General features: G+C 43.2%; 19 protein-coding genes and 1 tRNA gene. 10 read left to right on the top strand and 10 right to left on the bottom strand.

Going from position 1 to position 25,118, the window contains the following annotated elements; genetic code table 11:
• Positions 1 to 346 precede the first annotated feature (346 nt).
• The 4 genes from yidC to B1A85_RS00405 all read left to right on the top strand — a co-directional run bounded on the left by yidC (position 347) and on the right by B1A85_RS00405 (position 4,213).
• The gene (gene yidC, locus B1A85_RS00420; protein WP_104544980.1) at positions 347 to 1,492 is read left to right on the top strand and encodes a membrane protein insertase YidC; all 1,146 of its coding nucleotides are present in this window, start codon (positions 347 to 349) and stop codon (positions 1,490 to 1,492) included.
• 2 nt (positions 1,493 to 1,494) lie between these two features.
• The gene (locus B1A85_RS00415; RefSeq protein WP_104544979.1) at positions 1,495 to 2,001 is read left to right on the top strand and encodes a R3H domain-containing nucleic acid-binding protein; all 507 of its coding nucleotides are present in this window, start codon (positions 1,495 to 1,497) and stop codon (positions 1,999 to 2,001) included.
• Between the two features lie 147 nt (positions 2,002 to 2,148).
• The gene (locus B1A85_RS00410) at positions 2,149 to 2,649 is read left to right on the top strand and encodes a DUF177 domain-containing protein (RefSeq protein ID WP_104544978.1); all 501 of its coding nucleotides are present in this window, start codon (positions 2,149 to 2,151) and stop codon (positions 2,647 to 2,649) included.
• Positions 2,650 to 2,698: 49 nt separating this feature from the next.
• Positions 2,699 to 4,213, top strand: a complete 1,515-nt coding sequence (locus B1A85_RS00405; protein ID WP_104544977.1) for an AAA family ATPase — start codon at positions 2,699 to 2,701, stop codon at positions 4,211 to 4,213.
• 16 nt (positions 4,214 to 4,229) lie between these two features.
• On the opposite strand, the gene B1A85_RS00400 is transcribed toward B1A85_RS00405, so the two are convergent.
• The 3 genes from B1A85_RS00400 to B1A85_RS00390 are packed head-to-tail and all read right to left on the bottom strand — an operon-like array spanning position 4,230 to position 6,839.
• Positions 4,230 to 4,934 carry a hypothetical protein gene (locus B1A85_RS00400; RefSeq protein WP_104544976.1) on the bottom strand — a complete coding sequence of 235 codons (705 nt, stop codon included), beginning with the start codon at positions 4,932 to 4,934 and terminating at the stop codon, positions 4,230 to 4,232.
• The gene (locus B1A85_RS00395) at positions 4,931 to 5,392 is read right to left on the bottom strand and encodes a hypothetical protein (protein WP_104544975.1); all 462 of its coding nucleotides are present in this window, start codon (positions 5,390 to 5,392) and stop codon (positions 4,931 to 4,933) included. Before B1A85_RS00395 ends, B1A85_RS00400 begins: the two co-directional genes overlap by 4 nt.
• Complete coding sequence (locus B1A85_RS00390; RefSeq protein WP_104544974.1) at positions 5,385 to 6,839, bottom strand: MotA/TolQ/ExbB proton channel family protein; 1,455 nt, start codon at positions 6,837 to 6,839, stop codon at positions 5,385 to 5,387. The genes B1A85_RS00395 and B1A85_RS00390 overlap by 8 nt, the downstream gene beginning before the upstream one ends.
• A gap of 536 nt (positions 6,840 to 7,375) precedes the next feature.
• On the opposite strand from B1A85_RS00390, the gene B1A85_RS00385 reads away from it, so the two are divergent.
• Positions 7,376 to 7,449, top strand: a tRNA-Pro gene (locus tag B1A85_RS00385).
• A gap of 21 nt (positions 7,450 to 7,470) precedes the next feature.
• Here the strand turns inward: B1A85_RS00385 and B1A85_RS25465 are convergent.
• From B1A85_RS25465 to B1A85_RS00370, 4 genes are all read right to left on the bottom strand, one after another.
• Entirely contained in the window at positions 7,471 to 7,605 is a 135-nt protein-coding gene (locus tag B1A85_RS25465; protein ID WP_256387424.1) for a hypothetical protein, read from the bottom strand.
• Between the two features lie 73 nt (positions 7,606 to 7,678).
• On the bottom strand, positions 7,679 to 9,373 hold the full coding sequence (crtO, locus tag B1A85_RS00380; protein WP_104544973.1) for a beta-carotene ketolase CrtO: 1,695 nt from the start codon (positions 9,371 to 9,373) through the stop codon (positions 7,679 to 7,681).
• Positions 9,374 to 9,590: 217 nt separating this feature from the next.
• Positions 9,591 to 10,127: a DUF4383 domain-containing protein gene (locus B1A85_RS00375; RefSeq protein ID WP_104544972.1), complete on the bottom strand. Its 537-nt coding sequence runs from the start codon at positions 10,125 to 10,127 to the stop codon at positions 9,591 to 9,593.
• Between the two features lie 500 nt (positions 10,128 to 10,627).
• Positions 10,628 to 11,722 (bottom strand): iron-containing redox enzyme family protein, encoded by a 1,095-nt coding sequence (locus B1A85_RS00370; protein ID WP_104544971.1) that lies wholly within the window; start codon positions 11,720 to 11,722, stop codon positions 10,628 to 10,630.
• Between the two features lie 1,022 nt (positions 11,723 to 12,744).
• Between B1A85_RS00370 and B1A85_RS00365 the strand changes: the two genes are divergently transcribed.
• From B1A85_RS00365 to B1A85_RS00355, 3 genes are all read left to right on the top strand, one after another.
• The gene (locus B1A85_RS00365; RefSeq protein WP_168192321.1) at positions 12,745 to 13,875 is read left to right on the top strand and encodes a helix-turn-helix domain-containing protein; all 1,131 of its coding nucleotides are present in this window, start codon (positions 12,745 to 12,747) and stop codon (positions 13,873 to 13,875) included.
• A 712-nt stretch (positions 13,876 to 14,587) separates the two neighbouring features.
• Complete coding sequence (locus B1A85_RS25045) at positions 14,588 to 18,214, top strand: PAS domain S-box protein (protein ID WP_104544969.1); 3,627 nt, start codon at positions 14,588 to 14,590, stop codon at positions 18,212 to 18,214.
• A 159-nt stretch (positions 18,215 to 18,373) separates the two neighbouring features.
• Positions 18,374 to 18,748, top strand: coding sequence for a PleD family two-component system response regulator (locus tag B1A85_RS00355; RefSeq protein WP_104546253.1), 375 nt, complete (start codon positions 18,374 to 18,376; stop codon positions 18,746 to 18,748).
• 309 nt (positions 18,749 to 19,057) lie between these two features.
• Here the strand turns inward: B1A85_RS00355 and B1A85_RS00350 are convergent, their stop codons facing one another.
• Positions 19,058 to 21,094 carry a di-heme oxidoredictase family protein gene (locus B1A85_RS00350; RefSeq protein ID WP_104546252.1) on the bottom strand — a complete coding sequence of 679 codons (2,037 nt, stop codon included), beginning with the start codon at positions 21,092 to 21,094 and terminating at the stop codon, positions 19,058 to 19,060.
• Positions 21,095 to 21,978: 884 nt separating this feature from the next.
• Here B1A85_RS00350 and B1A85_RS00345 point away from each other — a divergent pair.
• On the top strand, positions 21,979 to 22,857 hold the full coding sequence (locus B1A85_RS00345; RefSeq protein WP_104544968.1) for an SGNH/GDSL hydrolase family protein: 879 nt from the start codon (positions 21,979 to 21,981) through the stop codon (positions 22,855 to 22,857).
• 171 nt (positions 22,858 to 23,028) lie between these two features.
• On the opposite strand, the gene B1A85_RS00340 is transcribed toward B1A85_RS00345, so the two are convergent.
• Complete coding sequence (locus tag B1A85_RS00340) at positions 23,029 to 23,976, bottom strand: DMT family transporter (protein ID WP_104544967.1); 948 nt, start codon at positions 23,974 to 23,976, stop codon at positions 23,029 to 23,031.
• Between the two features lie 181 nt (positions 23,977 to 24,157).
• On the opposite strand from B1A85_RS00340, the gene B1A85_RS23770 reads away from it, so the two are divergent.
• On the top strand, positions 24,158 to 24,313 hold the full coding sequence (locus B1A85_RS23770) for a hypothetical protein (RefSeq protein ID WP_168192320.1): 156 nt from the start codon (positions 24,158 to 24,160) through the stop codon (positions 24,311 to 24,313).
• A 15-nt stretch (positions 24,314 to 24,328) separates the two neighbouring features.
• Here B1A85_RS23770 and B1A85_RS00335 read toward each other — a convergent pair whose 3' ends face one another.
• The gene (locus tag B1A85_RS00335; protein WP_104544966.1) at positions 24,329 to 25,108 is read right to left on the bottom strand and encodes an ABC transporter permease; all 780 of its coding nucleotides are present in this window, start codon (positions 25,106 to 25,108) and stop codon (positions 24,329 to 24,331) included.
• Between the last annotated feature and the right edge of the window lie 10 nt (positions 25,109 to 25,118).

The following is a 25,118-nucleotide window of genomic DNA, read 5'->3' as shown; positions in this document are numbered from 1 at the left end:
TCGATTCACCAAGGTCAGGTCTGGAGCTTGGCTCTTAAAGCGAGAGCCCATGCCTGTTATCATGCTTGATAAATAGAACGATATAGCAATCGAAGGATTGATCAAGACATCATAAAAGCTTAGAACTATTGACTTGTAAAGTTTGCTCGACGGAAGAGACCTCCGCACGCAACGCAAACGACCACCAGTAGGTAGCTTTTATCCCTGACCCCCGACCCCTGCTACAACAGATCGGTATTATTGATCGGGAAAATCGATGCTTCGTTCTCTCATCCCAACGCCTGACCCTTAGTTCGGATACATTAGATTCAGACAAATTAGAGTAGTTCAGGTTGACTTAACGCCAATGGATTTTGGTATCGGGTTTCTTTCTAACAACGTAATGCTGCCGATCCTAGATTTCTTCTACGGGATCGTGCCAAGCTATGGATTAGCGATCGTGGCGTTAACACTCGTCATTCGCTTTGCACTCTACCCTCTTAGTGCTGGCTCGATTCGTAATATGCGGCGCACGCGAATCACGCAGCCGCTCATGCAAAAGCGGGTAAAAGAAATTCAGGAGCGCCACAAAGACAATCCTGCCAAGTTGCAGGAAGAAATGAGTGCGGTATACAAAGAATTTGGTAATCCGCTGTCCGGGTGTTTACCCGTGCTGCTGCAAATGCCAGTATTATTTGCCTTATTCGCCACGTTACGCGGTTCGCCGTTTTCGGATGTCAACTATACTGTCAACCTGCAAATTCTGCCTCAGGAACAAATCGAACGGATTCAACCAAAAGCCTTTGCGACTTCACCGCAAAACATTTACATAGCAGATGGAGAGCATTACCGCATTAGTGCGATTCTTCCTAGCGGTACGAGTTTAGCTGTTGGTGAAAAAACAAAAGTTGAATTTCAAACTGTGGAAGGTAAGCCACTTCAAGAGTTGGTTGCTCAACATCCAGAGTCTAATATTACACCCCACTGGAAGATTACAAAAGGTCAAGAGCGGGTACAAATCGACGAAGCAGGCAATATAACAGCACTACAACCAGGCGATGCGACGATTCAAGGAACAATTCCAGGAATTGCTGCTGATAAGGGGTTTTTGTTCATCGACGCATTGGGTCGGGTAGGGGCTTTTGATGCTGATGGCACAATCCACTGGGACATTGTGGCGATGGTGATTGGCTTTGGTTTAAGCTTGTACCTCAACCAAGTGCTTTCTGGTCAAGGTGCCTCAGGTAATCCACAACAGGATACAGTTAACAAAATCACTCCGGTCATTTTTTCGGGGATGTTTTTGTTTTTCCCTCTACCTGCGGGAGTCTTGATGTATATGCTCATTGCAAACATCTTCCAAACGTTGCAGACGTTTATTGTTTCCCGCGAACCTCTGCCGGAAAACCTGCAAAAGATTGTAGCAGCATCTGAAAAAAAAGAATCAGACGCTAAAGGACGTGAAACACTTCCTTTTGAACCAGGACGTTCTAAGAAAAAAGCTTCAGGGTAAGTATGACCGAGGATACACGCATGCAGCGGGGTCGAGTGTGGCTGGAAAAGCTGCTTCAGCTGATGGGTGTGTCTCCGAGTGTGGAGGCTCACTTAGAAGCAACTCAAATCGAAGGTAAGAAAGAGCCAGACAACTATTGGTTGACGATTGATGCTACCAAACTCACTCCAGAACAGATAGACATTTTGATTGGCTCAGAAGGTAGCGTGCTGGATGCAATTCAATACTTGGCAAATGCGACGCTGAACTTGAATCAGTCACCAACTGACCAAGCGTCATACACGGTAGAGTTAAACGGTTATCGCGTACGTCGTCAAGCAGAAGTGCAAGCGATCGCCCAAGCAGCTGCTGAACAAGTCCGCGCTTCAGGGCAAGAAGTCGAAATCAAATCGCTATCATCAGCAGAGCGCCGTCAAGTTCATACCTTCTTAAAGACTTTTCCAGATTTAGAAACCTTTAGTAAAGGTAAGGAGCCACACCGACATTTAGTAGTGCGCCAGCTGCAATAAAAATAGCATGGGCGCAGTTGCGCCCATTTCATATAAATCTGAAAAAGTAACATGCCTCTGATCCCTGTAATAACAGCTAGACTGTTATTTGAGTACTAACGCTGTGCTGGAAATACTATTTGTTTGAAGGGGTGGCGCAAAATTATGATGGAAACTATTTATATTCCACAGCTACTGAAAGCGCCAGAGAAAACTGAGACAATCCAAGTTCAGGAGTTTTTGCCAGATTTAGAAACCCTGACACCCGTTCGGGGTTGGCTTAAAGTAAAGCATTGTGGCAACTACTTAGAAGTGTCTGCTACTGCTGAAACCATCATCACGCTAACGTGCCATCGCTGCTTGCAACAATACAACTATCGTTTAGTTGTTGATACTTCAGAAATTATCTGGTTAGACGAAGCTGCCGAACAAACAGATATACTTTTAGTCGAGCGAGAAATCGCCGTGGAAGACTTGGTAGAAACATTGCCACCCCGCGGTTTCTTCGAGCCTAATCAATGGCTTTACGAGCAGTTGTGTCTAGAACTGCCGCAAAGGCAATTATGCGACGCGAAATGCTCAGGAATTCAGCCGGAGAGTAATGAGAATTCAACAGCACTTATTGACAAACGCTGGGCTTCGCTGCAAGCTCTAAAGAAAGACCTTTAACATTAAAATGTCAACGAATTTTCATTAGCCCCTAGCCCCCATCACTGCCATGAGCTTCCACGATGAGTTTGAACTGCTACTGCGCGCCCGTTACTCTTTGATTTATATTCCCACCTTTGAAGAAGAACGTGTCGAACTAGCAGTTCGGGAAGTAGCACAGCGTCAAGGCAATCGGGCGATTTATATTTGGGACTTTGTAGATGGATACACCGCGAATCCCAATGATGCAGGTTTTGGTCGTCGTAACCCGCTACAGGCATTGGAGTTAGTTGAAAAACTCCCCGTATCAGCACCTGCGGTATTTATTTTGCGCGACTTCCATCGCTTTTTAGAAGATGTGTCGATTTGCCGGAAGCTGCGTAATTTAGCAAAACTGTTGAAGTCTCAACCTAAGAACATTGTCATCCTATCGCCAAAAGTAGCGATCCCTGAAGATTTAAGCGAAGTTTTAACTGTTTTAGAGTTTCCGCTACCCGCAGCACCCGAAATTAAAGCAGAAATCGAGCGGTTGTTCGCAGCCACAGGACAATCACTCACTGGGAAAGTACTTGATGAATTAGTGCGTTCGTGTCAAGGGCTATCGATGGAACGCATTCGGCGCGTTCTAGCACGGGCGATCGCCACGCATGGGCAAATTCAGCCGGAAGATGTCGAACTTGTATTGCAAGAAAAGCGACAAACGATTCGGCAAACTCAAATTCTCGACTTTTACCCTGCTACTGAAAAAATTTCAGATATAGGAGGATTAGATAATCTTAAAGACTGGTTGTTACGGCGGGGTGGAGCATTTACCGAACGCGCGAGAACTTATGGCTTACCGCACCCACGCGGCTTATTATTAGTGGGAATTCAAGGAACAGGAAAGTCGCTTACCGCCAAAGCGATCGCGCATCACTGGCATTTACCGCTGCTACGGTTAGACGTTGGACGTTTGTTTGGCGGCTTAGTCGGTGAATCGGAATCGCGCACGCGACAAATGATTCAAGTTGCAGAAGCCCTATCGCCCTGTATTTTGTGGATTGATGAAATTGATAAAGCGTTTGCAGGTATTGGTGGGAAAGGCGACGCTGGTACGACGAGCCGCGTATTTGGGACATTCATCACCTGGCTTGCGGAAAAAACATCGCCAGTGTTTGTTGTCGCTACCGCTAATGATATTCAATCGCTGCCACCCGAAATGCTCCGCAAAGGACGTTTTGATGAAATTTTCTTTGTCGGTTTACCAACTCAAGAAGAACGCAAAGCAATTTTTACCGTTCATTTATCGCGACTGCGCCCTCACAACATTAAAAATTACGACATCGAACGCTTAGCTTACGAAACACCCGACTTTTCTGGTGCAGAAATTGAGCAAACGCTGATCGAAGCAATGCATATTGGCTTTAGTCAAAACCGCGACTTTACAACAGACGATATTCTAGAAGCTGCTAGCCAAATTATTCCGCTAGCACGCACCGCGCAAGAACAAATTGAGTTTCTCCAAGAATGGGCGGCGGCGGGTAAAGCGCGTTTAGCATCAAAACACAGCACTTTGAGCAACCGGATTCAGCGACAGTTGCAATAAGTTATTGCTATCATGTTTACTGCACGCCTACTGCTCGTCCCTGCGAACTAAACTCAATAGGTACATCCTGCTGCATTGGTTCCCAACCTACGTCAAAGCCTTTTTGCCAAGCAATCTCGCGAGCGCGACGAAACGCCGCAAAGCTGTCAGGTCGTACAATAAATGCTAAATAATCAGTTTGGGGATTCCATGTTTTCAGAAGACTGTGAAATTCTGAACTCACTTGCGCCAATTCTTGAATAGATTCACCGCTTTCATTACTTAAGGGTTCATAGATTAATCCTAAGGAAGAATTTAGATTAATACGCACCTGGTAATGTGAAGTTTGTACTCTAAAATTCTTTACTTGAGCTATTTTGTGGGCAAGGCAATTGCGATACTCTTGTAGTTGTTGTTGATAATATTGATAGCTGTAAATATCTAAATCTAGCGGTAATTCTGGTTCGTTACACGAAGGTAACGAGTTACTAAAATCTGTAAACTCACGATTAACTGTAGCGTGGTCGAGAGGTATAACTTTGTTGCCTCGTACCTCAAAAAACTGCGGAGATTTATCCGAATCTGAAACTAAAGGAGTGCGAACAATAGTAGCAGATTGCACAGCAACTACGCTGACAAACAACCCCACAAACATCAACACGCCAACAGTATTAGTGAGAATATCTAAAAAAGAATCTAAATTTTGTGTAGGAATTGACTGTTTATAAGTTCGTCTTCTCACTTTATCCTCCGTGTTGCAGCATCTTGGACTTTGAGTTGCCAACCTGCGTCGATTGGCTCAAACCCAATATCAATATTTTGCTGCTCAACAAGAGCGCGTACTTCCTGAAAAACATCAATACCATCAGGACGAACTGCTACGATTAAATACTCTTTATCTTTGTTGAGACTGACTTCTGCTAATAAGTTTTGCAATGCTGAATGAGCATGATTAATTTCTTCTCTACTAACAAAACTCTGCTCAGGATGAATAATAATGCCATCACTGCGACACTCTATGTATCGCGGAACTTTAGCTTGATTTTGTCCATCCTCGCGGGCAACAATTGTAACCTGGCGTTGATTACTTGCAATCTGTGCCGTGACAACAACAATAAGTAAAATCAAACTGCCAATTACACAAACTAAAACAGATAAAAACGGAAAGAGTTCAACTTCAATTGTTCGGCGACTACGCATGAACGTCTAAACTCCTATCATCCCGCTCTACTAAAGTGATGCGACGCGGACGATTTAATTGCTCTAAAATCGGAGTTAGTTGCGTTAACCTTTCTCTAACACCAACTAGAACGTGTTCTAATTGCGCGGTTTGTTCTAGTGAATGTACTGTCTGCTCTAAACTTTGCTGAAGTTTAGCTATTTCTGAAACTTGAGTTGCACATTGTTCTAAAGCAGCAATTCGCTTATCAAGGGCTTTCGCTGCTTGCTCCAAACGCATACTCAGTTGATTAGCTTGTTGAGTTAAGCTATCAGCTACTGCTGAATTACTCGCTTTAACTTCGGTTAATAGTTGTGAATTTACCTCTTGAAATTCGCTAATTAAATCTGTAAAAGTTGTATGACTTATCTGACGTTGTTGCTCAAAAAAAGTAAGAAACTCTTGTCGATCTTGTAGAGCGACTTGACTTACTTCACCCATTTTTTCTATTAACTGAGTACTCACACCTTGAACTTTACCAATTTCAACCAGAAATCCTTTCGCTAATGCTGTCGCTGCTTGTTTAGCATATGTATGTGCTGGTTGAACTAAAGCTTCTGGACTAGGGAGACTATCTTGAAGTGCATTTTTAACTGTTTTATAAATAGCACGTTCATCCCAATTAGCAGCAGTATCGCGGAGTTTAGATAAGACTTTATCGTTAATATAAATATCAATTGCCAACAGTAGCCGCGATTCAAGCCTTTCAGCAAAAACTAAAGGAATCATAACCAAAACGCTCAAACAAAGAGCAAGTAAGGTTGTGTCAAAACCAATAGCAAGCCCATTAGTTACTGTTCCTATTCCCTGCTTAATCTGTTCAATATCCGCTGCTTCTGACAAAAATCCAGAGAAACCACTAACAGCATTACTAATACCGATAACTGTGCCAATAAATCCTAAGATAGGAATAGCCCAAACTAGAATTCGCGGAACTGAATAAGACGCTTCTAATGCAGCCATGTAGAAGGTTGAATCGTCTAAAGCAAACTCAGTTACGGTTTTGCGATCGCCTGATTGTAAATAAACTGCTAGTACCCGACTGCAACGCGTAGCAATTAAGCTTTTTGTGTAAGCTAGATTTTGCTGTAGCTTCGCTACTTGTGGTGCTTGAGGATCTTCTAATGAAATATGTGTTGGAACGCAATCTTGGTTAAGTGCTAGAAATTCTTTTTTTAGTTTAATGAATTTGAGCGTTGTGAAGGCTGCAACTATACACGCTAAAAAGATAGTAAAAGGTTGAGTTAGTCCTCTATTATAAAGGAGATTTCCTAAATAAGAAGTACGTAGAGGAAGTAAAAATATATAAATTAAAATTGTAACAGCGAAAGCAGCAGCTATGGCTAGAGGTAATTGTATTGTTAATTCTTGTCGCTCTCTGGTACGGGGTGTTGATAAAAGTTTAGGATTAAATAAGGTTTTTGCCATTCCAATTTCTGTAGTAGACTATCTTATAATTTAAAATTTTGAATAGCTGAAGATACGTTTTTAAAAATTAGAATTGAAGTGCTTAGAAGCAATTGTCAAATTCACTAGGCAAGCGATAAAAAAACGTTAGATTAATTTGGAATGTCAAAATTGTCGAAAACATTAAAAAATAGTTCTACAATGTTAAACAGTAAAAACATCAAATTAATCCGCAATTCCACCTATTTTTCGCGAATTCTTTATTTCATCTTCCGTGCATTTATCTAGACTAGATAGTTGAGGAGAGTCTTGTGTCGCAATCTTTTGCACTGCTTTGAGATTAATGCTGTTGTGCGCTAAACCGAGAGATAAGCAATATTGTTTACCCCGTTCATGCTATCTATGGCGCGTGCGATCGCGAAGCGCGTGCGATTATAGTGCCTTTCAAAGCTTTGATCGCCATACCCAAATCTGACCCAAAAAACAAAAAAATCAGTGGGCGAATGAGTATGTTAGAATGCTCTAAAGCTAATGAATATAAATGCTTTAAGTAGTAACGGGATGTAGCGCAGCTTGGTAGCGCACTTCGTTCGGGACGAAGGGGCCGCTGGTTCGAATCCAGTCATCCCGATTGCACTTCCTTACGAAAGTATTAATTGACTGCGATCGCTGTAACTCGCACGCAAAGCGATAAACTGTAATTGTTGCAGGGGACGGGCAATAACACATCCGAAGGGATTTTGAGCGTTTGATTAACGGTTAAGACGGTTTCTGCACACAACAGCATCGCCGAGTGTCAAGTCGCAGCTGATCTGCTCTAGAACTACGACTCAACGATAATTTAGCTATTTAAGATCAATTCAAGAAAGTCTGAACAAAGATTTGACTCTTGATTTGAGCGCATCCGCCGCATCGGTGAATGTTTGTCTTATTGGTTGTTGTGTCTGCAAAAAGACACGCGCGCAATTACGTCCAGGAATACCAGAAATGGCACCGCCAGGATGCGTACCTGCACCTGTGAGGAATAAGCCTTCAATGGGAGTTTTGTAGTTAGCAAGTTCTGGAATCGGGCGGAAAAACATCATTTGGTCGAACGTCATGTCGAGGTGATAGTAATTTCCTTCTAAGACTCCGAGACGCTTTGCCAATTCCGCAGGACTTTCTACGTGTCGGGCGATCGTTGCTTTCTTCAAGTTGGGTGTATAGTCGGCGAGTTTATCAAGAACGCGATCGGCGACTTTATGTTTAAGTTCGTCTGTCCAACCTGTACCGTCTAAGCCTGTACCTTCTGATCCGGCAATTTGATACGGGGCGAAAAACTCGATCCACAACGTATGTTTACCAGGTGGTGCCATTGAAGGATCGAGGACAGTAGGAACAACTAGATACATTGAAGGATCGGCATCAGGAATTTTGCCTACAGTACAGTCGCTGTGTGCAACTTCGACGTGATTCACTGAATCTGCAATAAGTACCGAACCAACTAAATAGTCGTCCGTGTGGTGATGCGCGCGAAAGCGCGGCGGTTCTGCAAGCGCACAGTCAATTTTCAGAATTGATTCGTTGTTGTGGACGATGCGACGCGATATGGTAGAACGCAACTGCGGATCGGCAGCATCAGCATCACTTTTGTCGATCAGTTGCAAAAATAAGCGCTTGGCGTCAATACTCGAAATGACACCGCGATTTGCGCGAAATTCTTGTTGGTTGGCGACGCGAACGCCGACGGCGCGTCCATTATCAATTAAGACTTGTTCGACGTGTTGATCGGTAAAGATGTCACCGCCAAGGTCTTTTACTGCTGTAACTAAAGCTTGAGTCAGCGCCCCTGTACCACCTTTGGGACGACTCACACCAGGATTGTGGCGCATTGCCATCATTATTGAGCCGATCGCACTCGTTTTTTGCGACGGTGGTGTACTGAGTTCCCCCGCCATTCTGGCTAGCGGTGCTTTGAGAAATTCGGCGTCAAAATATTCTTCGATGATGTCTTTGGCGCTGGTAAAGAGCGATCGCATCAAGTTTAGTGTTTGATCGGGAGGTCCCATCAAAGACAACATCTCTTTGATTTTGCCAGCATCGTAATTGCCTGCCATATCGATAATTGACTTTGGCGGCGCATTAAATATCGGGATAACCATTTGCGTGACCCGCTGCCAAAAATCGATATATTCTGCATATTGTTTAGCATCACGAGGGCTAAACTGTTCGATTTCAGCACAAGTTTTTTCAACTGAACGATGAGCTAGGAAATACTTACCATCCGGATGCGGGCAAAAAGCGATCGGGTCGCAGTATAGATATTCTAAGCCGTATTTATAAAGTTCTAATTCTCTAACAACGGGACCTAAATGAATAAAAATATGGTCAATAGCACAAGGATTAAATTGAAAACCAGGAGCCGATTCGGGCATAATTTCTTGTGTTGTTGCTGCGCCTCCTGGAATTGAATTTTTCTCTAATAAAACAACGCTGTATCCTGCTTTTAATAGATACGCTGCACAGACTAAAGCATTATGTCCTGCACCAATAATAATAACATCGTAAACTTGCATTTGAAAGGTTTTTAGCAAACTACAATAAGAGAAATTGCCCCAGTTATCCTGAGGCAATGATGTAAGCACTCTTGCTTGCCGTGGGTGTGTTTTTTCACTCTTGAATCTTAAAACAATGAATTCTTAAATCACAGCTACCCAAGGATAGATAACTTATTTTTGTTTGTAATTAATGTTACTTGATAGCTGCAATAAAAGCTGTCATCGATTAGTAATTCTAATTGTTGGATTGCACAGTTGATGAACCAGAATCTACATTAGTAGAGGTAGATGAAACACTTGTCTCGGATGGTTTACTAAATCCAAGATAAGCAGCGATCGCCGCAGTAATTCCGTTCAACCACACGTTATTTCCATAGATAGGCATTAAACCAAATGTTGTGTTGGAAAAGGGAAACAAGCCCATCAACGCGATTAGCGCGTAGGCGATCGCATAACCGCGCGTGAATGTCAGCGCACCGCTAGCACTGGTGTATGCTGCAATTCCTAATAACCCTACAACAATGTGAACCACGTTGTGTAAGGAATTGGTAGGAAATAAACCGAGAACATAGCCGTATCCACTATCAAGAGATAATCTCGGTGCATCAACAGCAACGTTAGGCGCACCTGCTGGTAGCGAAACAAGCCCTGGCACAAAGCCCGCTATTCCTAATAGTAGAAAAAGAATTCCTGTAATCAACGCGAAATAACGGATTTTTGTACTATCGACTTGATTTTGCAGTCCACTCCAAAAATTTTGTTTGTTAGCCATAGATTCACCTGAAGTCGGGAGAGCAGAATTGAATATCGAAATTTTGTTACTTTTAAATGGTTGATAGATCCACTTTAAATAAACTCTGCCAAAAGTGATAATTCGACCTTACGCAGTTTTGTGTTTATTGATATACTGTGTTTTAACAAAATTAGGCTAATAAAACTAGGAATAGCTTAGATATTAGGTCACTGGTAATCGGTAACTGGCGATCAAATAGCGATTAGCACTTTTCGTACTTTAGTAAGCATTTGTATAGCTCCTACACGAATCAAAAAATTATGAATGTCATTCTGAATGAAACCCTTGACTCATGGGTAAACTCCGTGAAGATCTCAATATGATAATTTCAGTATTCACGCAGGAGGTCTTGTGTAGCTATAGCAGGGGTCAGAGTTACACTCCCCGCAGGGAAATCATTATGAGCTTATACAATGTCCTAACTCTATTGACTAGAGCTATAGATGCTTAGTACTAAGTGCTAAAAGCTTTTTTGTTACCTAATATACGACATCATTGCTGGATTCTCGACAGAACTTTATTGTCGCCGCACTCGCACGCTGGTGAATTTGCTTCTGTTGCGCATACCCCAGTAGCAACTCCCACGCGCTTGCAGGATATTTTTCTACTAACGGTAAAGCCACTTCTTCTAGCATCCGGTGTTTGTAGCATTCATCTTCTGTAACGTACTGTTCCCAATAACTCTTGGTAGCTGATAGCCCTAGTTGTTGTGCTGCGACTAAGTAATGTTTGTACATTGTCGATTTAGCAATTTCTGAATAAACCAAACCGCCGATGCAGCGGAGAAACAAACGCTTGCAGTCGGTTAGGAGAAAGTTGTAATTGGCACATACAAGCACTTCATAGGGGATAATCTTGAAGTAGGCTTCGGGGAGACTGTCTAGCTGTAACTCATTTAACATTTGCGCCAACAATGTCGAATGCTGAGTGCTGAAGTAACTGCGGCTATAATCTTTGAGCAAGAGTTGTGTTAACGTTGACTCAACCTCGTTAACAGCATTCGTAAGCGTGCGAAAAACCTTGTTTCTTGCTTGCACCGTCTCGAAAGATGCGATCGCCAGCAATTTATAATATTCAGCATCAGTCATCTTTTGCTGTAGGTAGCGTGCTTGTGCAGTTTCACACAAGTCGCGATCGCTATTAGCCCACACGAGTAGGCTTTTTTGAACGTCTAGCGTTTGCAGTTCTAACACATCAATGTTGGCAAGTTCCCACTGTTGCCAAGCCGTTTCTATTTTTTCACGGCACAAATGCAGGTAAATTGACCGCTCGTTTGCGTAATGCCGTAAATTATCATACCAAAACAGCTTTAATCGATTAATACGATATAGCAAACGCTGTAAGAAATGTTGAGCTAATGCGCAACTCGTTGTTGATTGATACGCTGCGGCGATCGCGTGTTCCAAAACTTGCTCAAACTCACTCACCATCCAAGGTTGTGCCTGGATTCGCTCATCTAATTCTTCTAATTTGATAAGTGCATTGAGTTGCTGCTCAGTCTGATTATATTTTCTTGCGAGTATTTGTTTTTTGATTCTAGCTTTTGATTTATAGCCGTTTTTACGAGAAATCATGATTTAACTCACTAGAGTAATCAAAGCTTTATTAACCTTGCAATGTCATGCTCAAATTCTCCTGAAAGTTAATGCAATTTGATTGAATTGCCTAGACTAAGTAAACCGTCTATAGAGCGAGTCTATTTCAGTTGTGATTCGCGCTTGGAAGTTTATTCTCGATTAACAGCCTTGACAAGATATTTGCACAAATAGCAACACTATTAAGTAAGCAAAAGTCGTAGATGCACGCAGGGAATTAGGATCTAGTTTGTCGCAGCTATTGCTTCAAGTGGTATAACCTTGCGAACATAACATTGCACAATGCCTAAATCATACTTACGGCTTAATGACGTTGACCTAAATTAGTTCGAGTTTTCTAATTTTGTAAAAATCTAATTTTTTATCTTTTTAAATTAATAGCGGTGTCTTCTTCGGCATCTCTAACTTTTGAGATATCTTTTTGTTAAACTATTTTGTATTGGCGGATACAAGTATATTTATTGTTTTACTTTCTTCTATTAGTAATTACGTTAAAACAGTGCCTTTAAAAGGAGATCTTTCTATAGTTGGATGTGAAAGAATAGCTTTTTTAAGAAGCTAAAAGAAAAGAATCTTACCAATTTTACTTTCGAGAAAGCTAAATTCAGTTAACGCAATATGTAGCTGTAACACTGGCTGCAGATACTCAAGTTTATCAAGTTTATTACGAGTGACAGCCATTTTGATTAACTTGCGTTCTATTTTTGTTTCTTTATTGAAGCGAGAAAAGACCACGTACAGTTAAGTCTACGGGCTAAAAAAGAGTTTATAAAACAAATAAAAATGCTAGCTTAATTAAAAGAATGGCGAAAGATTTTGGTTCATTAACTAATGACGTTCTCTTTTGAATTCTTCAAAATGCAACGCAAAAATAACTAATAGCTAAAGTTGCGCTTAATTACTCAACTAAAACTAATAAAAAGCCTGATAGCTGTTACACCCCATACCACAAATCAACCGATTGTATGAACATTGATAGATTTGTTCACCGAGTCAACAAGATGTCTTCTCGACTAGAAGCATTGTCCAAAGATGCTAATGACCCTTTTGTTTCTCATTTGGACTTACTACCAGCAGCGTTTAAGGAACTTGGGATAGCAGCACAAGAACTGCAAGTTGCTGCCCAAGAACTACACAAACAGCAGCAAGAATTAATGGCAGCACAAGCGATCATAACTGCGGAACGCCAGCGTTACTATGATTTATTCGATTTTGGGTTTGAATGTTACATTGTAACCGATACCAAAGGCACAATTCGAGAAGTTAATCGCGCGGTGACGTTACTGTTTGAACTTTCTTCAGAAGAACTGATTGGAAAGCTTTTAACTGATTTACTTACCGAAGAAAGTCGTCAACATTTTAACTATAATCTAGCAAGAAAGTACCAAAATAAATTAACTCCACCATTTAAAGTAAGCTTTCAACTACCCAGTGGCAAGCGCTTGTATGATGTAGATATCAGTTACATGGCAATTCGTGATGAACGCGAACAAATAGTAGGTTTGCGTTGGCTGCTGCGCGAAAATACATTACAGCGACAATCGACATTATCTTCAAACGGTAATGATGAGGTGGTGAGCGATCGCCTCAAGGATCGGTATTACAAAGGGGAAATTATTCCTATTAATCATCAAGAAATTTATCAAGTTTGCCAAGGAGTCGTTAAATTAAGTACGATGAGCGATACTGGTGAAGAAGTCCTTGTCGGATTAGCCAGTTCATCAATGCCGTTTGGGGGAAGCATTACTTCGCTCAATATTTATCAAGCAACAGCGCTCACAAACAACGTTGAGTTGATACGCTTTCCTTTAACAAAGTGGCTTGATTGTCCATCTAGAGTGCAAAAATTAATTCCTCAATTGACTTCTCGCCTTCGTCAAACAGAGTTATTATTACACATTTCTGGTCAACGACGGGTAAAACATCGCTTGCATTATCTTTTACAGTTTCTCAAACAAGAAATCGGTCAAACTGTGCCGCAAGGAACGCGTTTAAGTGTGCGTTTTACACATGAAGAACTGGCGAGTGCGTGTTGTGCAACCCGCGTGACGACGACTCGCCAACTCAACAAACTGCGAGAGCAAGGAATAATCTCGGTTGATGACGAGCATCATATTATTTTATTGAATTAATGTCGTGAAGCTGCTGCGCGTCTATTATGTTTGGTGAGGTGCAAATTTATTCGCGACGATCTTCACGTAGGAAGTCTAAAGTATACCTTTATTAATCAAGTAGTGAATTGATTGGCTACCTTGGGGACTATCAAAACGAAATGTGCAAGGCAGCACACTCATACTGTTTTATTTTAAGGCTGATACCAATAGGTAGCAGCAAAGAAGTTATTTTTAGCTCTCATTTAGTGAAATGGTATAGAGATTTTTATGAAGTCCACGCAGGTGGAATTTGTTTATTTAGCAGCAAATTCGTTCGCTCAGATTTAGGACGTTCGCGATAATAGGAATCGCTGCAATGACGACAACTGTATCTTTAGGAAGAGGTAGTCTTTAAGTTTAATTGTTTTTTTAATTACAAAAAACACGCTAATTGTATAACGTTAAAATATTCAAATCTTGCGTGGTATTGCAAATTTACCGTAAATTGTGAATGATAATGATACGGCTTGGTTGTAGCTACCGTAAAAAGAAGGATTTGGCGATCGCATTCGTTATCCTTCGATTTTAGGGTGCTTGTCGATTTGTCTGAGGGATTTGCGCGATCGAGCCGAGAATGACATCGATTTACTTACTGAGCGTATAGACAAAGAAAACTATGACAATAGCCATTTGATAATGCTGAATAAGCTGAAATCAGTCTGACCTTAATACACAACTGCTTCGCAACTTAATGTCACGTATTCTTGTCATTGATGATTCTTTGCACGATCGCCTACAAGCGATCGCCGAACTTGAACGCGAAATTCCGCATATTGATGTCGTACAAATTACTTGTGCTGAAGATTTTGACCAAGCATTATCAGTAGGGCAATTTGACTTAGTCATCTGCGATTATCAACTGAGTTGGAGTGATGGGCTAAGCGTCTTACAAACAATTAAGAATCGTTATCCCGATTGCCGAGTGGTGATGTTTACAAATAGCGGTAGTGAAGAAATTGCAGTTGCAGCAATGAAAGCAGGATTAGACGATTACATTATCAAGTCACCACAAAACTATCGTTTTCTAAGCGCAGCCGCGCGCGCCGCACTTGCACAAAAACATACCACACTAGACCACCTGCAAACGCTACTCAACGCTTTGAATATTGGCGTTTATCGGTTGCGTGAAGATGGAGTGTTACTTGCAGGTAATCGAGCATTTCTCCAGCTATTAGGAATTGAAGACTACGCACCTGTTACGCAAACACTAAAGCCTAATTTCCAGCTTGAAGAATACTCACAATTTTTCCAGTTGCAGCAAGAACAAATTGGCGATCGCGAAGTGCAACTACGCCGCGTTGATGGCAGTACAATTTGGGTGCGGATAAGTCAAACGATCAATACAATCGACGGCGTGACGGTTATTGATGGGTTAATCGAAGACATTAGTCTCGTCAAGCAGCGAGAAATCGAACGTCAAGAAGCTTTAGAAGAACTCGCCATCGTTGAGGAGGAATTAAAAGCGCAAAACGAAAAGCTAGCGCAACAAAATCAAGATCTCATCGCTGTTCGTCAAACACTAGAAAGAGAACGCCAACGCTATCAAGAGTTGTTTGAATTTGCGCCCGACGGTTACTTGGTGACAGATACCGCCGCAACAATCTTAGAAGCTAACCGCGCGGCTGCAAGTCTGCTGGGAGTTCAAGCACAGTTCTTGATTGGGGTATCATTCCTCAATTTTGTCGCGGAAGGCGATCGCGACGACTTAACGGCTAAAATCAACGAGCCACGTTCAGGCGATTGGGTACGCGAGTGGGAAGTTTGCGTGATTCGCCAAAAAGACCTTCCCGCGATTGATATTGTTGTCACCGTAGCGGCGGTACGCGATCGCGCGGGACAATTAGTCGCGCTGCGTTGGTTACTCCGCGACATTACCGAACGCAAACAAGCATTAACCGCGTTGCAAGCGAGTGAAACTCGATTTCGTCAGCTAGCCGAAAGCATTGAAGATGTCTTTTGGATGTCCGATCCGCAGCAAGCGCGATCGCTTTATGTGAGTCCCGCGTACGAACAAATTTGGGGGCGTAGTTGTGCGAGTCTCAAAGCAAATTGGTACGAGTGGATCGATGCGATTCACCCTGACGATCGCGATCGCGTCCGCGAGGCGTTCTTTACCAATATCCTCCGCGGAAAATACGACGAAGAGTATCGCATTGTGCGTCCTGATGGTACGGTACGGTGGGTGCGCGATCGCGGCTATCCGGTGAAAAACGATGCGGGAGAAATACTGTGTGTCAATGGCATTGCTGAAGATATTACCCAGCGCAAGTACATAGAAGCCGAACTACATCGCCGCGAACAAGAATTTCGCGCCTTGGTAGAAAACTCTCCTGATATCATTGCCCGATTCGATACCGAACTGCGTCACCTTTACGTTAATCCTGCGGTTGAGCCAGCAACCGGTATTTCCCGCGCCAACATTATTGGTAAAACTAAAGCTGAACTGGGATTTGCAACCGAAATCGTTACCGTATGGGAAAATGCCCTACGCGAAGTTTTCGCAGCGCGACAGTGCCGTTTTTTTGAATTCGAGTTTCCCTCACCCAATGGGATGCGCGCGTATCAATCGCGAATTGCACCTGAATTTGCGCAAGATGGTTCAGTGCAGTCGCTACTCGTAATTAGCCGCGATATTACCGAGTATAAACAAGCAGAAAAAGCGCTACGCGATCGCAGCGAACGACTTAAGCTACTCTCGGAAACAGCAAATACCCTGCTTTCTACGCAGCAACCACTCACACTCCTCAACGACTTGTTTGAGAAACTCGCCGCGCAGCTAGACTTGCATTTTTACTTTAACTTCTTAGTCGAGGAACGCGACGATCAACAGGTGTTACGTTTAGCGGCTTATGGCGGTATTTCTGAAGAAGTTGCGCAAGCAATTCAATGGCTCGAACTAGGTCAAGGAATGTGCGGTATGGTAGCACAGCAACGCCGTCAACTGCTCGTTAGCGATGTCCAAGCATCGCAGCTGCCAAATACCGAAGCAATCCGCGCCCTAGGAATTACAGCTTATTCAGGTCAACCGTTGATTGTGCAAGGACGACTTCTAGGTACGCTATGCTTTGCGAGTCGAACGCGGACTAGCTTCGCGCCTGAGGAAATCGAGTTAATGCAAGCTGCCTCGGATCAAGTCGCCGCCGCGATGGAACGCGCAGAATTACTCGCTTCGTTGCAGCAACAAACCGAACAGTTGACGCACGCTAACCGCATCAAAGACGAATTTTTGGCAATCTTATCGCACGAATTGCGATCGCCGCTAAACTCGATTTTGGGCTGGGCAAAACTTTTGCGGACGCGCAAATTGAATGAAGCCACGACGACACGCGCGCTAGAAACGATCGAACGCAATGCTGAACTGCAAACGCAACTGATTGAAGACCTCCTCGACGTATCGCGTATCCTCAGAGGTAAACTCAGTTTAAATACGACTGTGGTGAACTTGGCGTCAGTCGTTGAAGCTGCGATGGAAACAATGCGCCTCGCCGCGAATGCAAAGTCGATTCAAATCGAACTGCGGCTTGATTCTACCGCCGGACAAGTTTCGGGCGATGCAACGCGCTTACAGCAAGTTATCTGGAATTTACTTTCCAATGCGATTAAATTTACGCCGAGTGGTGGGCGCGTAAGCGTTTCCTTGACACGCAACGACACTTATGCACAGATTCAAGTCAGCGATACAGGAAAAGGCATTAGCGCCGATTTTCTACCGTACGTGTTCGACTACTTTCGGCAAGCGGATGGCTCAATTACCCGTACTCAAGGCGGGTTAGGATTAGGACTTGCGATCGTGCGTCATCTTGTTGAGTTGCATGGTGGTACAATTACCGCCGATAGCCCAGGGGAAGGACAAGGTGCAACATTTACGTTGAAGTTACCACTTTTACCACTTCAATCGGAAGTTTCGGCGAGTGCGCCAAATAGCGATGCGATCGCCCTTGATGGCGCGCGCATTCTGGTTGTGGATGATGAAGCGGATACGCGCGAATTTTTAACTTTTATGCTGGCGCAATACGGCGCAGAAGCGATCGCGGTTAACTCCGCCGCCGCCGCGATTGAGAGATTGCAAAGTTTTTACCCTGATGTGGTTCTTAGTGATATTGGTATGCCCAACGAAGACGGTTATTCGCTTATTCGCCGCATTCAAGTTTTAGCCGCCAGCCAAGGTAGACAAATTCCGGCGATCGCCTTAACCGCGTATGCTAGAGAAGAAGATCGGCAAGCTGCCCAAAGCGCTGGTTTTCAACTACATATGTCGAAGCCGATTAACCCTAGTGAATTGGTAAGTGCGATCGCGCGTTTAATTGGGCGTGGTTGACGTGGGGAAAAGGAATTTGTATCAGAACCTATCTGCGACTCATACTCCCAAGGGATGATACCGATCTCTCTCAAAAGTAGGACGTGAAGCGCTCAGTCGAAAGGATAAGTATAAAGCGGAATTGAAACATCTATACTACCTTTTGAAGGTTTCGTGTTTGTGCCATCTTCTCGTAACTACCGCATCTTAGTTGTAGACGACATAGCAGATAATCTGTTTTTACTGCAAACTTTTTTAGAAGCAGAGGGGTTTGAGGTTGAAACTGCTGATAATGGTAGCCAAGCCCTCAGCCGAATATCAACTAATTTACCCGACTTAGTTTTGCTCGATGTGATGCTACCAGACATAAGTGGATATGAAGTCACTCGACAGATTCGTCAAAATTACAACTTACCTTCGCTTCCTATCCTACTAGTGACAGCCCACGAGCAAGCTCACGCCAAATTAGGATTTGAGGCAGGAGCAAACGATTTTATCCGCAAACCCGTTGATTTTGAGGATCTCTTGGCAAGAATTGCCGTATTTTTACACTAAGGATAACTATAACATCATGTAAAAAAAAGTAAGTCAGCGCTCAAGTAAATTGATCGGGACTTACGCAAAAACTCTGTGAAACTCTTACTCTCTACATGCCTTCGGGACACACTGCGCAAACGTATCCTTTGTGCCCTTTGTGGTTTGTTTTTTCATGTTGCCAAGACTATTCCCATGAAATTACTTATATGTCTTGTTTTAGTGTAGAAAAATATACTTATAGTAGGTAGTCTCAACGGGAGTCGGAGGGCATCTTTTATAGAGGGGGTCAGGAGTCGAAAAATAATAATTATCCTGACCCTCGTTTTTTTATTCTTGCTCTGTCCCTGTTGCCAACTGTGAAGTAGAATCGGGCAACACAGCGGGATCGTCATCAATCGAAAGCAAGAATTGAATCAAGTCAGTTTGCTCTTGTGCAGTAAATCCGGCACGGGCATCGACCCAATGATTGTGACCACTGCCATCGCCGTTTGTTATCTGCAAGTCACGATTAGCGCGATTTTGGTTAATGGCGACTTCACGCAGATTGCGATCGAGCAACACGCGCAAACTTGCTTCCGGATCGGGCTCAATTCCTTGCATCAAAGTGCCTGCTAATCCCATTTGGTCAGGGTTTGCCACTGTGTAAAAACCATCAGTATCTTGCTTGAGCGCTTCGGAACTGGCAGCAACACCTCCATCATGGAGATAAGGCGCAGTCAAGTACAGTCCAATTAAATTCTGTACTTTGTAGCCGCCAGCCGGATTACCGACAGCATAAGCTAAATCGCGGACGCGCTGCGGTGTAATATCTAAAGGCACCGATATCACCGGCGGATCGGCTGGGGGTGGTACAGCAATATTGCCAGGATAAGTTTCTGGGGGAACAAACATTTGTGGAAACTTCGCCAGCGCCGCTGCGCGGGAGGGATGTGCTTGCACTTCTTGTTCTGGAATTACGTCATGATTTGTAAAATAGCGCCCGCTGTGGCAACTCACACAATTGGCTTTCTCAAATACCGCAGCCCCACGTCGGAGTACTTCGGTGTCCGATGTCGGTTCATGCGGTGGCGGAGCGAGCGTATTTTGATACGCAGACAACCCGTTGAGTTGCTCTCCAGCCAAGTATCCAGGCGAACTCGCCAGCAGTCCATCTAACATAAAGATCGAGCCTTTGGGATGCCCTGGCATCTTAATGACTTCGTTGATTCCTGGTTGACCTGGTGTGGGGTCGTGTTTTTCAAAAAATTCTGACGGTTTCGCACCTTGTGGTAAGCGGAATTTGGGATTGGCAGCGTTCTGCAGCATGACTCCTAAATATGTCTCCTTGTCAATCCCCAGCAGATATTTACTACCGTAGGAATCAGAGGTAGGGTCAGAGTTGGCAGCATGAACGTTATTGTTGAGCGTTGTCAATCCATGAAACCAGCCGACTGAAGCAAATCCACTCCAGCCGTAGGGGTATGTCTCGAAGGTATAAGACGAGGGAATTTGTGAAGGATTGTTGTTGTTGTCTGGGGTGGAATCAAAATTACCAGGTGCCCACGCCAGAAATTGTTCATCTACAGCATCTTCCAACGCTTGCGGATCGGGTAGTTGTGCTGTTTGACCATCGGCGTTGATGTAAGTGTTTTCCCCTGGTGGTAGTGTTGTGGGGTTGACTCCTGTTTGCCGAAACATTGCCGCCGAGTTAGTTGCAAAGGCTTGCAATAGCCCAGAATCGAGGTCATTGTTTGGCGGACCTTCGATGATGCGTCCTGTTTCTTTATCGACTGTTGCATGACACAGCGCACAGGTTAAACCCATACGGAGTTTAGTACCCGATTTTACAAGTTTCATCCCTAAAGGTACGAGTGAACCTGCTGGCACGTCTAATCCGGTATTTAATTTCGTCCCAGCTTTGAAAGTTCGTCCACCAACGGTGACATCGCGATCGAGTGGAATCTGCAAGTTGGTAGTGTGCTTTCCTCCGAGGGCGGCGATCGCCTTACTCACACTCACCAAATTAATTGGTCCATCAAGTACACCCATAACATCGGTGAAAAAGTACTCGTTGCCGAAAGTTTCGCGGTAAAATGCATCGCGTCCTAGATCGATGAGGTCTTGGGTAATTGCGATCGCGCCATTATCGGGTGCAAGTAAAACTTTTCCTGCTTCGGTTTGCAGTAGTTGTTCTGCTTCTGCTTTACTCACAGAAGTACCAAGCACATCGTAGGAACCAATTTCTTGCGGTGCAGGCTTGGTTATCGGTGTATAGGTGCTATCTAGTGTAGGCGGTCGAATTGGAAAGGACAGTTCGAGTAAGTAGCCCAGAATCCCAACCACAACCACAATTAGCAGCACCACAATCAGTGAGCGTCGTTGCATCAAAGCTTTCATAACTTAACGTCATACCATCAAGGTTTACTAATCTATGAAACAAAACTCGATTAATTTTCTAGCTTTTGCACAAATCGCCTACGCGTACCAGGAAACGATTGATTAAATATTGATAGCCGTCATAAGTCCCAATATGAATAAGCTAATTTCTATGGCGATCGCTGTAACAGTCATGGGAAATTCCAAGTTTGGTATATCTTTACGAGTAATGACGCTATCTGCTTGAACTTACGTTATTGGCTTTGATTATCAGCGAAATTATAGTCAGTTTTTGGTGTTTGACTTTCAGCAGATTTCATAAGCTTACGTTATTTCAATTGGCAATGCTTATGCTGACATCGTTTCAAACTAGGAGTAAGTGTCACATCTTTCTTACGAGGAATTTTAGTTTGAAGTCTTTTCTGTTAAAAGAGTTATTCTAATGTAACTTCATCTTGTAGCTATCAATACATTCAATAAAAAAGGCGTATTTAGTCGTATATTTAATTGTGTTTTTAACTATTATCAGCGCTATTAAAAGTTTGTCTTTTAGTTAATACAATGATTCATTGAAGTGAAGAATATCTTCTTTTATGGAACAGGTTACGCGATCGCAACAAACAAGAATATTTGAATGACTCAGAGGTGGATGTGGATATCGAATTGCAGCTCTGAGTGCGATCGCGACGATTGAGCAATCGCCCTTGGGATAATTGGCAAAATCCACACCTAAAAAGATTCGGTTATGTTATCCACAGCTTAATTCAGCTTGTTACGCTAGAGAAGCAATCAATTGCAGGCTCAATTCCTACTCAGAACTTAACTATCGCGGATTTATTCTGTTTGAAAATCTGAGTAAAAATAGTACTCTTGGGAGTTTGCAGCAGAATTTCATGCAAGCAAAAAGTTTTCTATTAGCAGGACTTGCGTTCCTAACTTTTGTCATGGTTGTATTGACAACATCGATTCAGGCAAATCAACCGATTACAGAACTTTATGTGTTTGGCGACAGTCTTTCGGATACAGGTATGGTGTTCCAAGCCACAGGAGGGATGTATCCACCTCCACCTTATTTTCAAGGACGTTATTCAAATGGTCGGGTTTGGGTAGAATATCTAGCCGATCGCCTAAATCTCTCGTCAAATCAAGTCAACAATTTTGCGTATGGAGGAGCTACGACTGATGGCGATCGCAATAGTCTTGTACCTGGCTTGCTGACACAAATTCAATCGTTTCATAAAACGCAGCCAAAGACTCGACCAGATGCATTGTATGTTATATGGGCAGGGGCGAATGATTACTTGCAGGGAGCGAGCAATACAATACCTGTCGAAAATATCACCAGCGCGATCGCTTCTTTAACTAATGTCGGTGCTAAAAAGATCCTAGTAGCAAATTTACCAGATTTAGGACAGTTACCAACGACACGCACCACGGCGAATTCTGCAAGGCTCAGTGCATTAACACAAGCGCATAATCAAAGTTTGCGGCGATCGCTGAAGGTATTGCAGCAGCATTCTGATGTTCAAATCGCCACGCTAGATGCAAATACACTTTATCGAGAAGCGATCGCAAGTCCAGCTACTTTTGGCTTTAACAATGTCATCAATCCGTGTTTAACCAACTCGAACGCCTGTCACAATCCAGACACCTTTTTATTCTGGGATGGTATTCATCCGACAACAAGGGCGCACCAAATTCTAGGGGAAACTGCCTTTACAGCAATTCAAGATGCAGGAATTGTGAATTCCCGTGCGAGCAAGCTACCATAAACGGGTTACTATGTAACATTAGTACCATAGGTTTTATGTCAAATTCGATTGATTAGTGTTAACAAAAGGCGATTAGTAACTGGTCACTAACCACTCATAACAGCATAACAATACCGATATTCTAGTTATTTAGCTTGCTTCTAACCCTGACTTCTGCTATCGTGCTATAAACTAGCCGCTTTTTGTGTTGCGTGCATCTTGACTGAGTAATCCTACCCCTAGCGTTACCAAAGCTACTCCCAAAACTTGCCTACCTTGTAAAGCTTCTTGAATAATCAACCAAGCTAAGATTGCGGTAGAAGTAGGATTACTAATCGCCACGATGGAAGCGATCGCGGCGTTGGCTAAATGGATGCCAAAATTGTACAAAAGTTGTCCAGCGAGTGTGAGTAATGCGGCAATTAAGCTGACAATCCCTAGAATTGACCAAACATCGCCTACCTCGATATTGACGAATAACAAACTGAGGCTAGAAAACACCAAAATCACTGTACAGCTGACAACGGTAAAAGGCACAGGATGAATCGCGCGAAAACAAATTTGTGCCAGAATTCCTTGAATAGCATAAGCGACTCCGGCTCCTAATGCGGCGCTAATACCAATTAAAGTATCGCTATCGGTTGTTGTCGTGAAACTCGGCACAACAAGAAAACTACCACTGAAGACAATAACTAGCACTCCCCAACGCAACCATGTTGGGCGATCGCCAAAAATCCGCCAAGCGAGGATAACTGTAATTGCTGGATGAATAAAAAATAAAACGGTCGCAACCCCAGCGGGAATCTTGGCAATGGCAATGAATAGAAGTGCCAGTGATAAAAATAAAGAAAAACTACTGATCGAAGCTTTAATCAATAGTGGGCGGTCTTGGGGGTAGAGCAACTGTTTTAAGTTTAGCCATGTCGTGGCATAAAGCTTGGGTGCTAGCAGAACTATCAACGGTAGCATAAAGACTGCACGCAACTGCAATAGCAACAATGAGTTAGCAAGACTTGGAACAACAAATCCACCAAAGGGTAGTATCCCAAAAATGAGACTGTTGACGAAAATCACCCGCAGCAGCACGTTTTGAGCAGCCAGACAGAGAGAACCAAAGAGAACTAGCGTAAAGCCAAGCATGAATAAGAGGGGGCGGAGGTTGGGGTTTTGCGATCAATCACTCTAGATGCAGCGAAATTAGTCTTGGGGAAGAGCAGAAATTGATTTCAAGAAATTGAGATAATGGTAAAATAGAATACAGAAATTTAAAAAGAGTTATACATCACCGCAGAGTTTTAACGGTGTGAAGAGGAGGCTTTTGATGAATCGCTTGTTACGTCAGTTTGTCAAGCATCGCAATACGCAATCGGGAGAAGTTGAGTTTCAACATCAACCCGAAGGACACCTTCATCCAAATTATCGCCACATGGGTTGGTTTCGTCCCACAGAGACGAATGGTGCTTCCATACGAAGATAACTCTATCTGCACTGATTAGCGTGCCCAGTAGATTGCATACTTTTCCAAGATGACGAAAAAGCCGTAGAGGAGTATTCCTAAAATAGATAGCGCCAAAAGTCCAGCAAAAGCTAGTGGTACGTCAAAATTAGAGCTAGCCGCAACGATGAGATAACCCATTCCACCATTCGAGGCTACCGACTCAGCGATTACGGAACCAACAAATGCAAAAGATGCGGCAACTTTCAGCGATGCAAATAGGTAGGGTAGAGTGTGGGGCCATCCAACTTTTTGGAAAACTTCAAGCTGGGATGCGCCAAGCGATCGCAGCACGTCTTTCATCTCTGGCTCTACCGTATCTAATCCTAAAGCAACGTTAACGGCGATCGGGAAGAAGGCTAGTAAGAAAGCAGTAAGTGTTGCAGGAATTTCATTTGCACCAAACCAAACTGCAAGGAGGGGAACGAGCGCGACTTTCGGGATCGTGTTAAAACCTACCAATATCGGATAAAGCGTTAGGTAAGCAATGCGCGAGTAACCAATCAAGAATCCCAAAAAGACACCAGTTGCGATCGCCAAAAGAAATCCAATCGTTGTTGTCACTAATGTTCGCCAAGCATTTGTCCAAAGTTGCGAACTATATGTAATAGCAGCTTGATAGATACTACTAGGTGAAGGTAAATTAAACTGCGGAATTTGAAAAATATGAACGCCTAGTTCCCAAATGATTAACAATAGAATAGTTGCCAGAAATGGTAATATAAAACTAGCTACCTTCGAGTGAAAAAAACGATCTAATTTAAATTGTTTGCTCATGGCTTTCTTA

This window comes from Chroococcidiopsis sp. TS-821 (genome assembly GCF_002939305.1).
Lineage (GTDB): Bacteria > Cyanobacteriota > Cyanobacteriia > Cyanobacteriales > Chroococcidiopsidaceae > Chroogloeocystis.
This window is presented reverse-complemented; position numbering and strand designations above follow the sequence as displayed.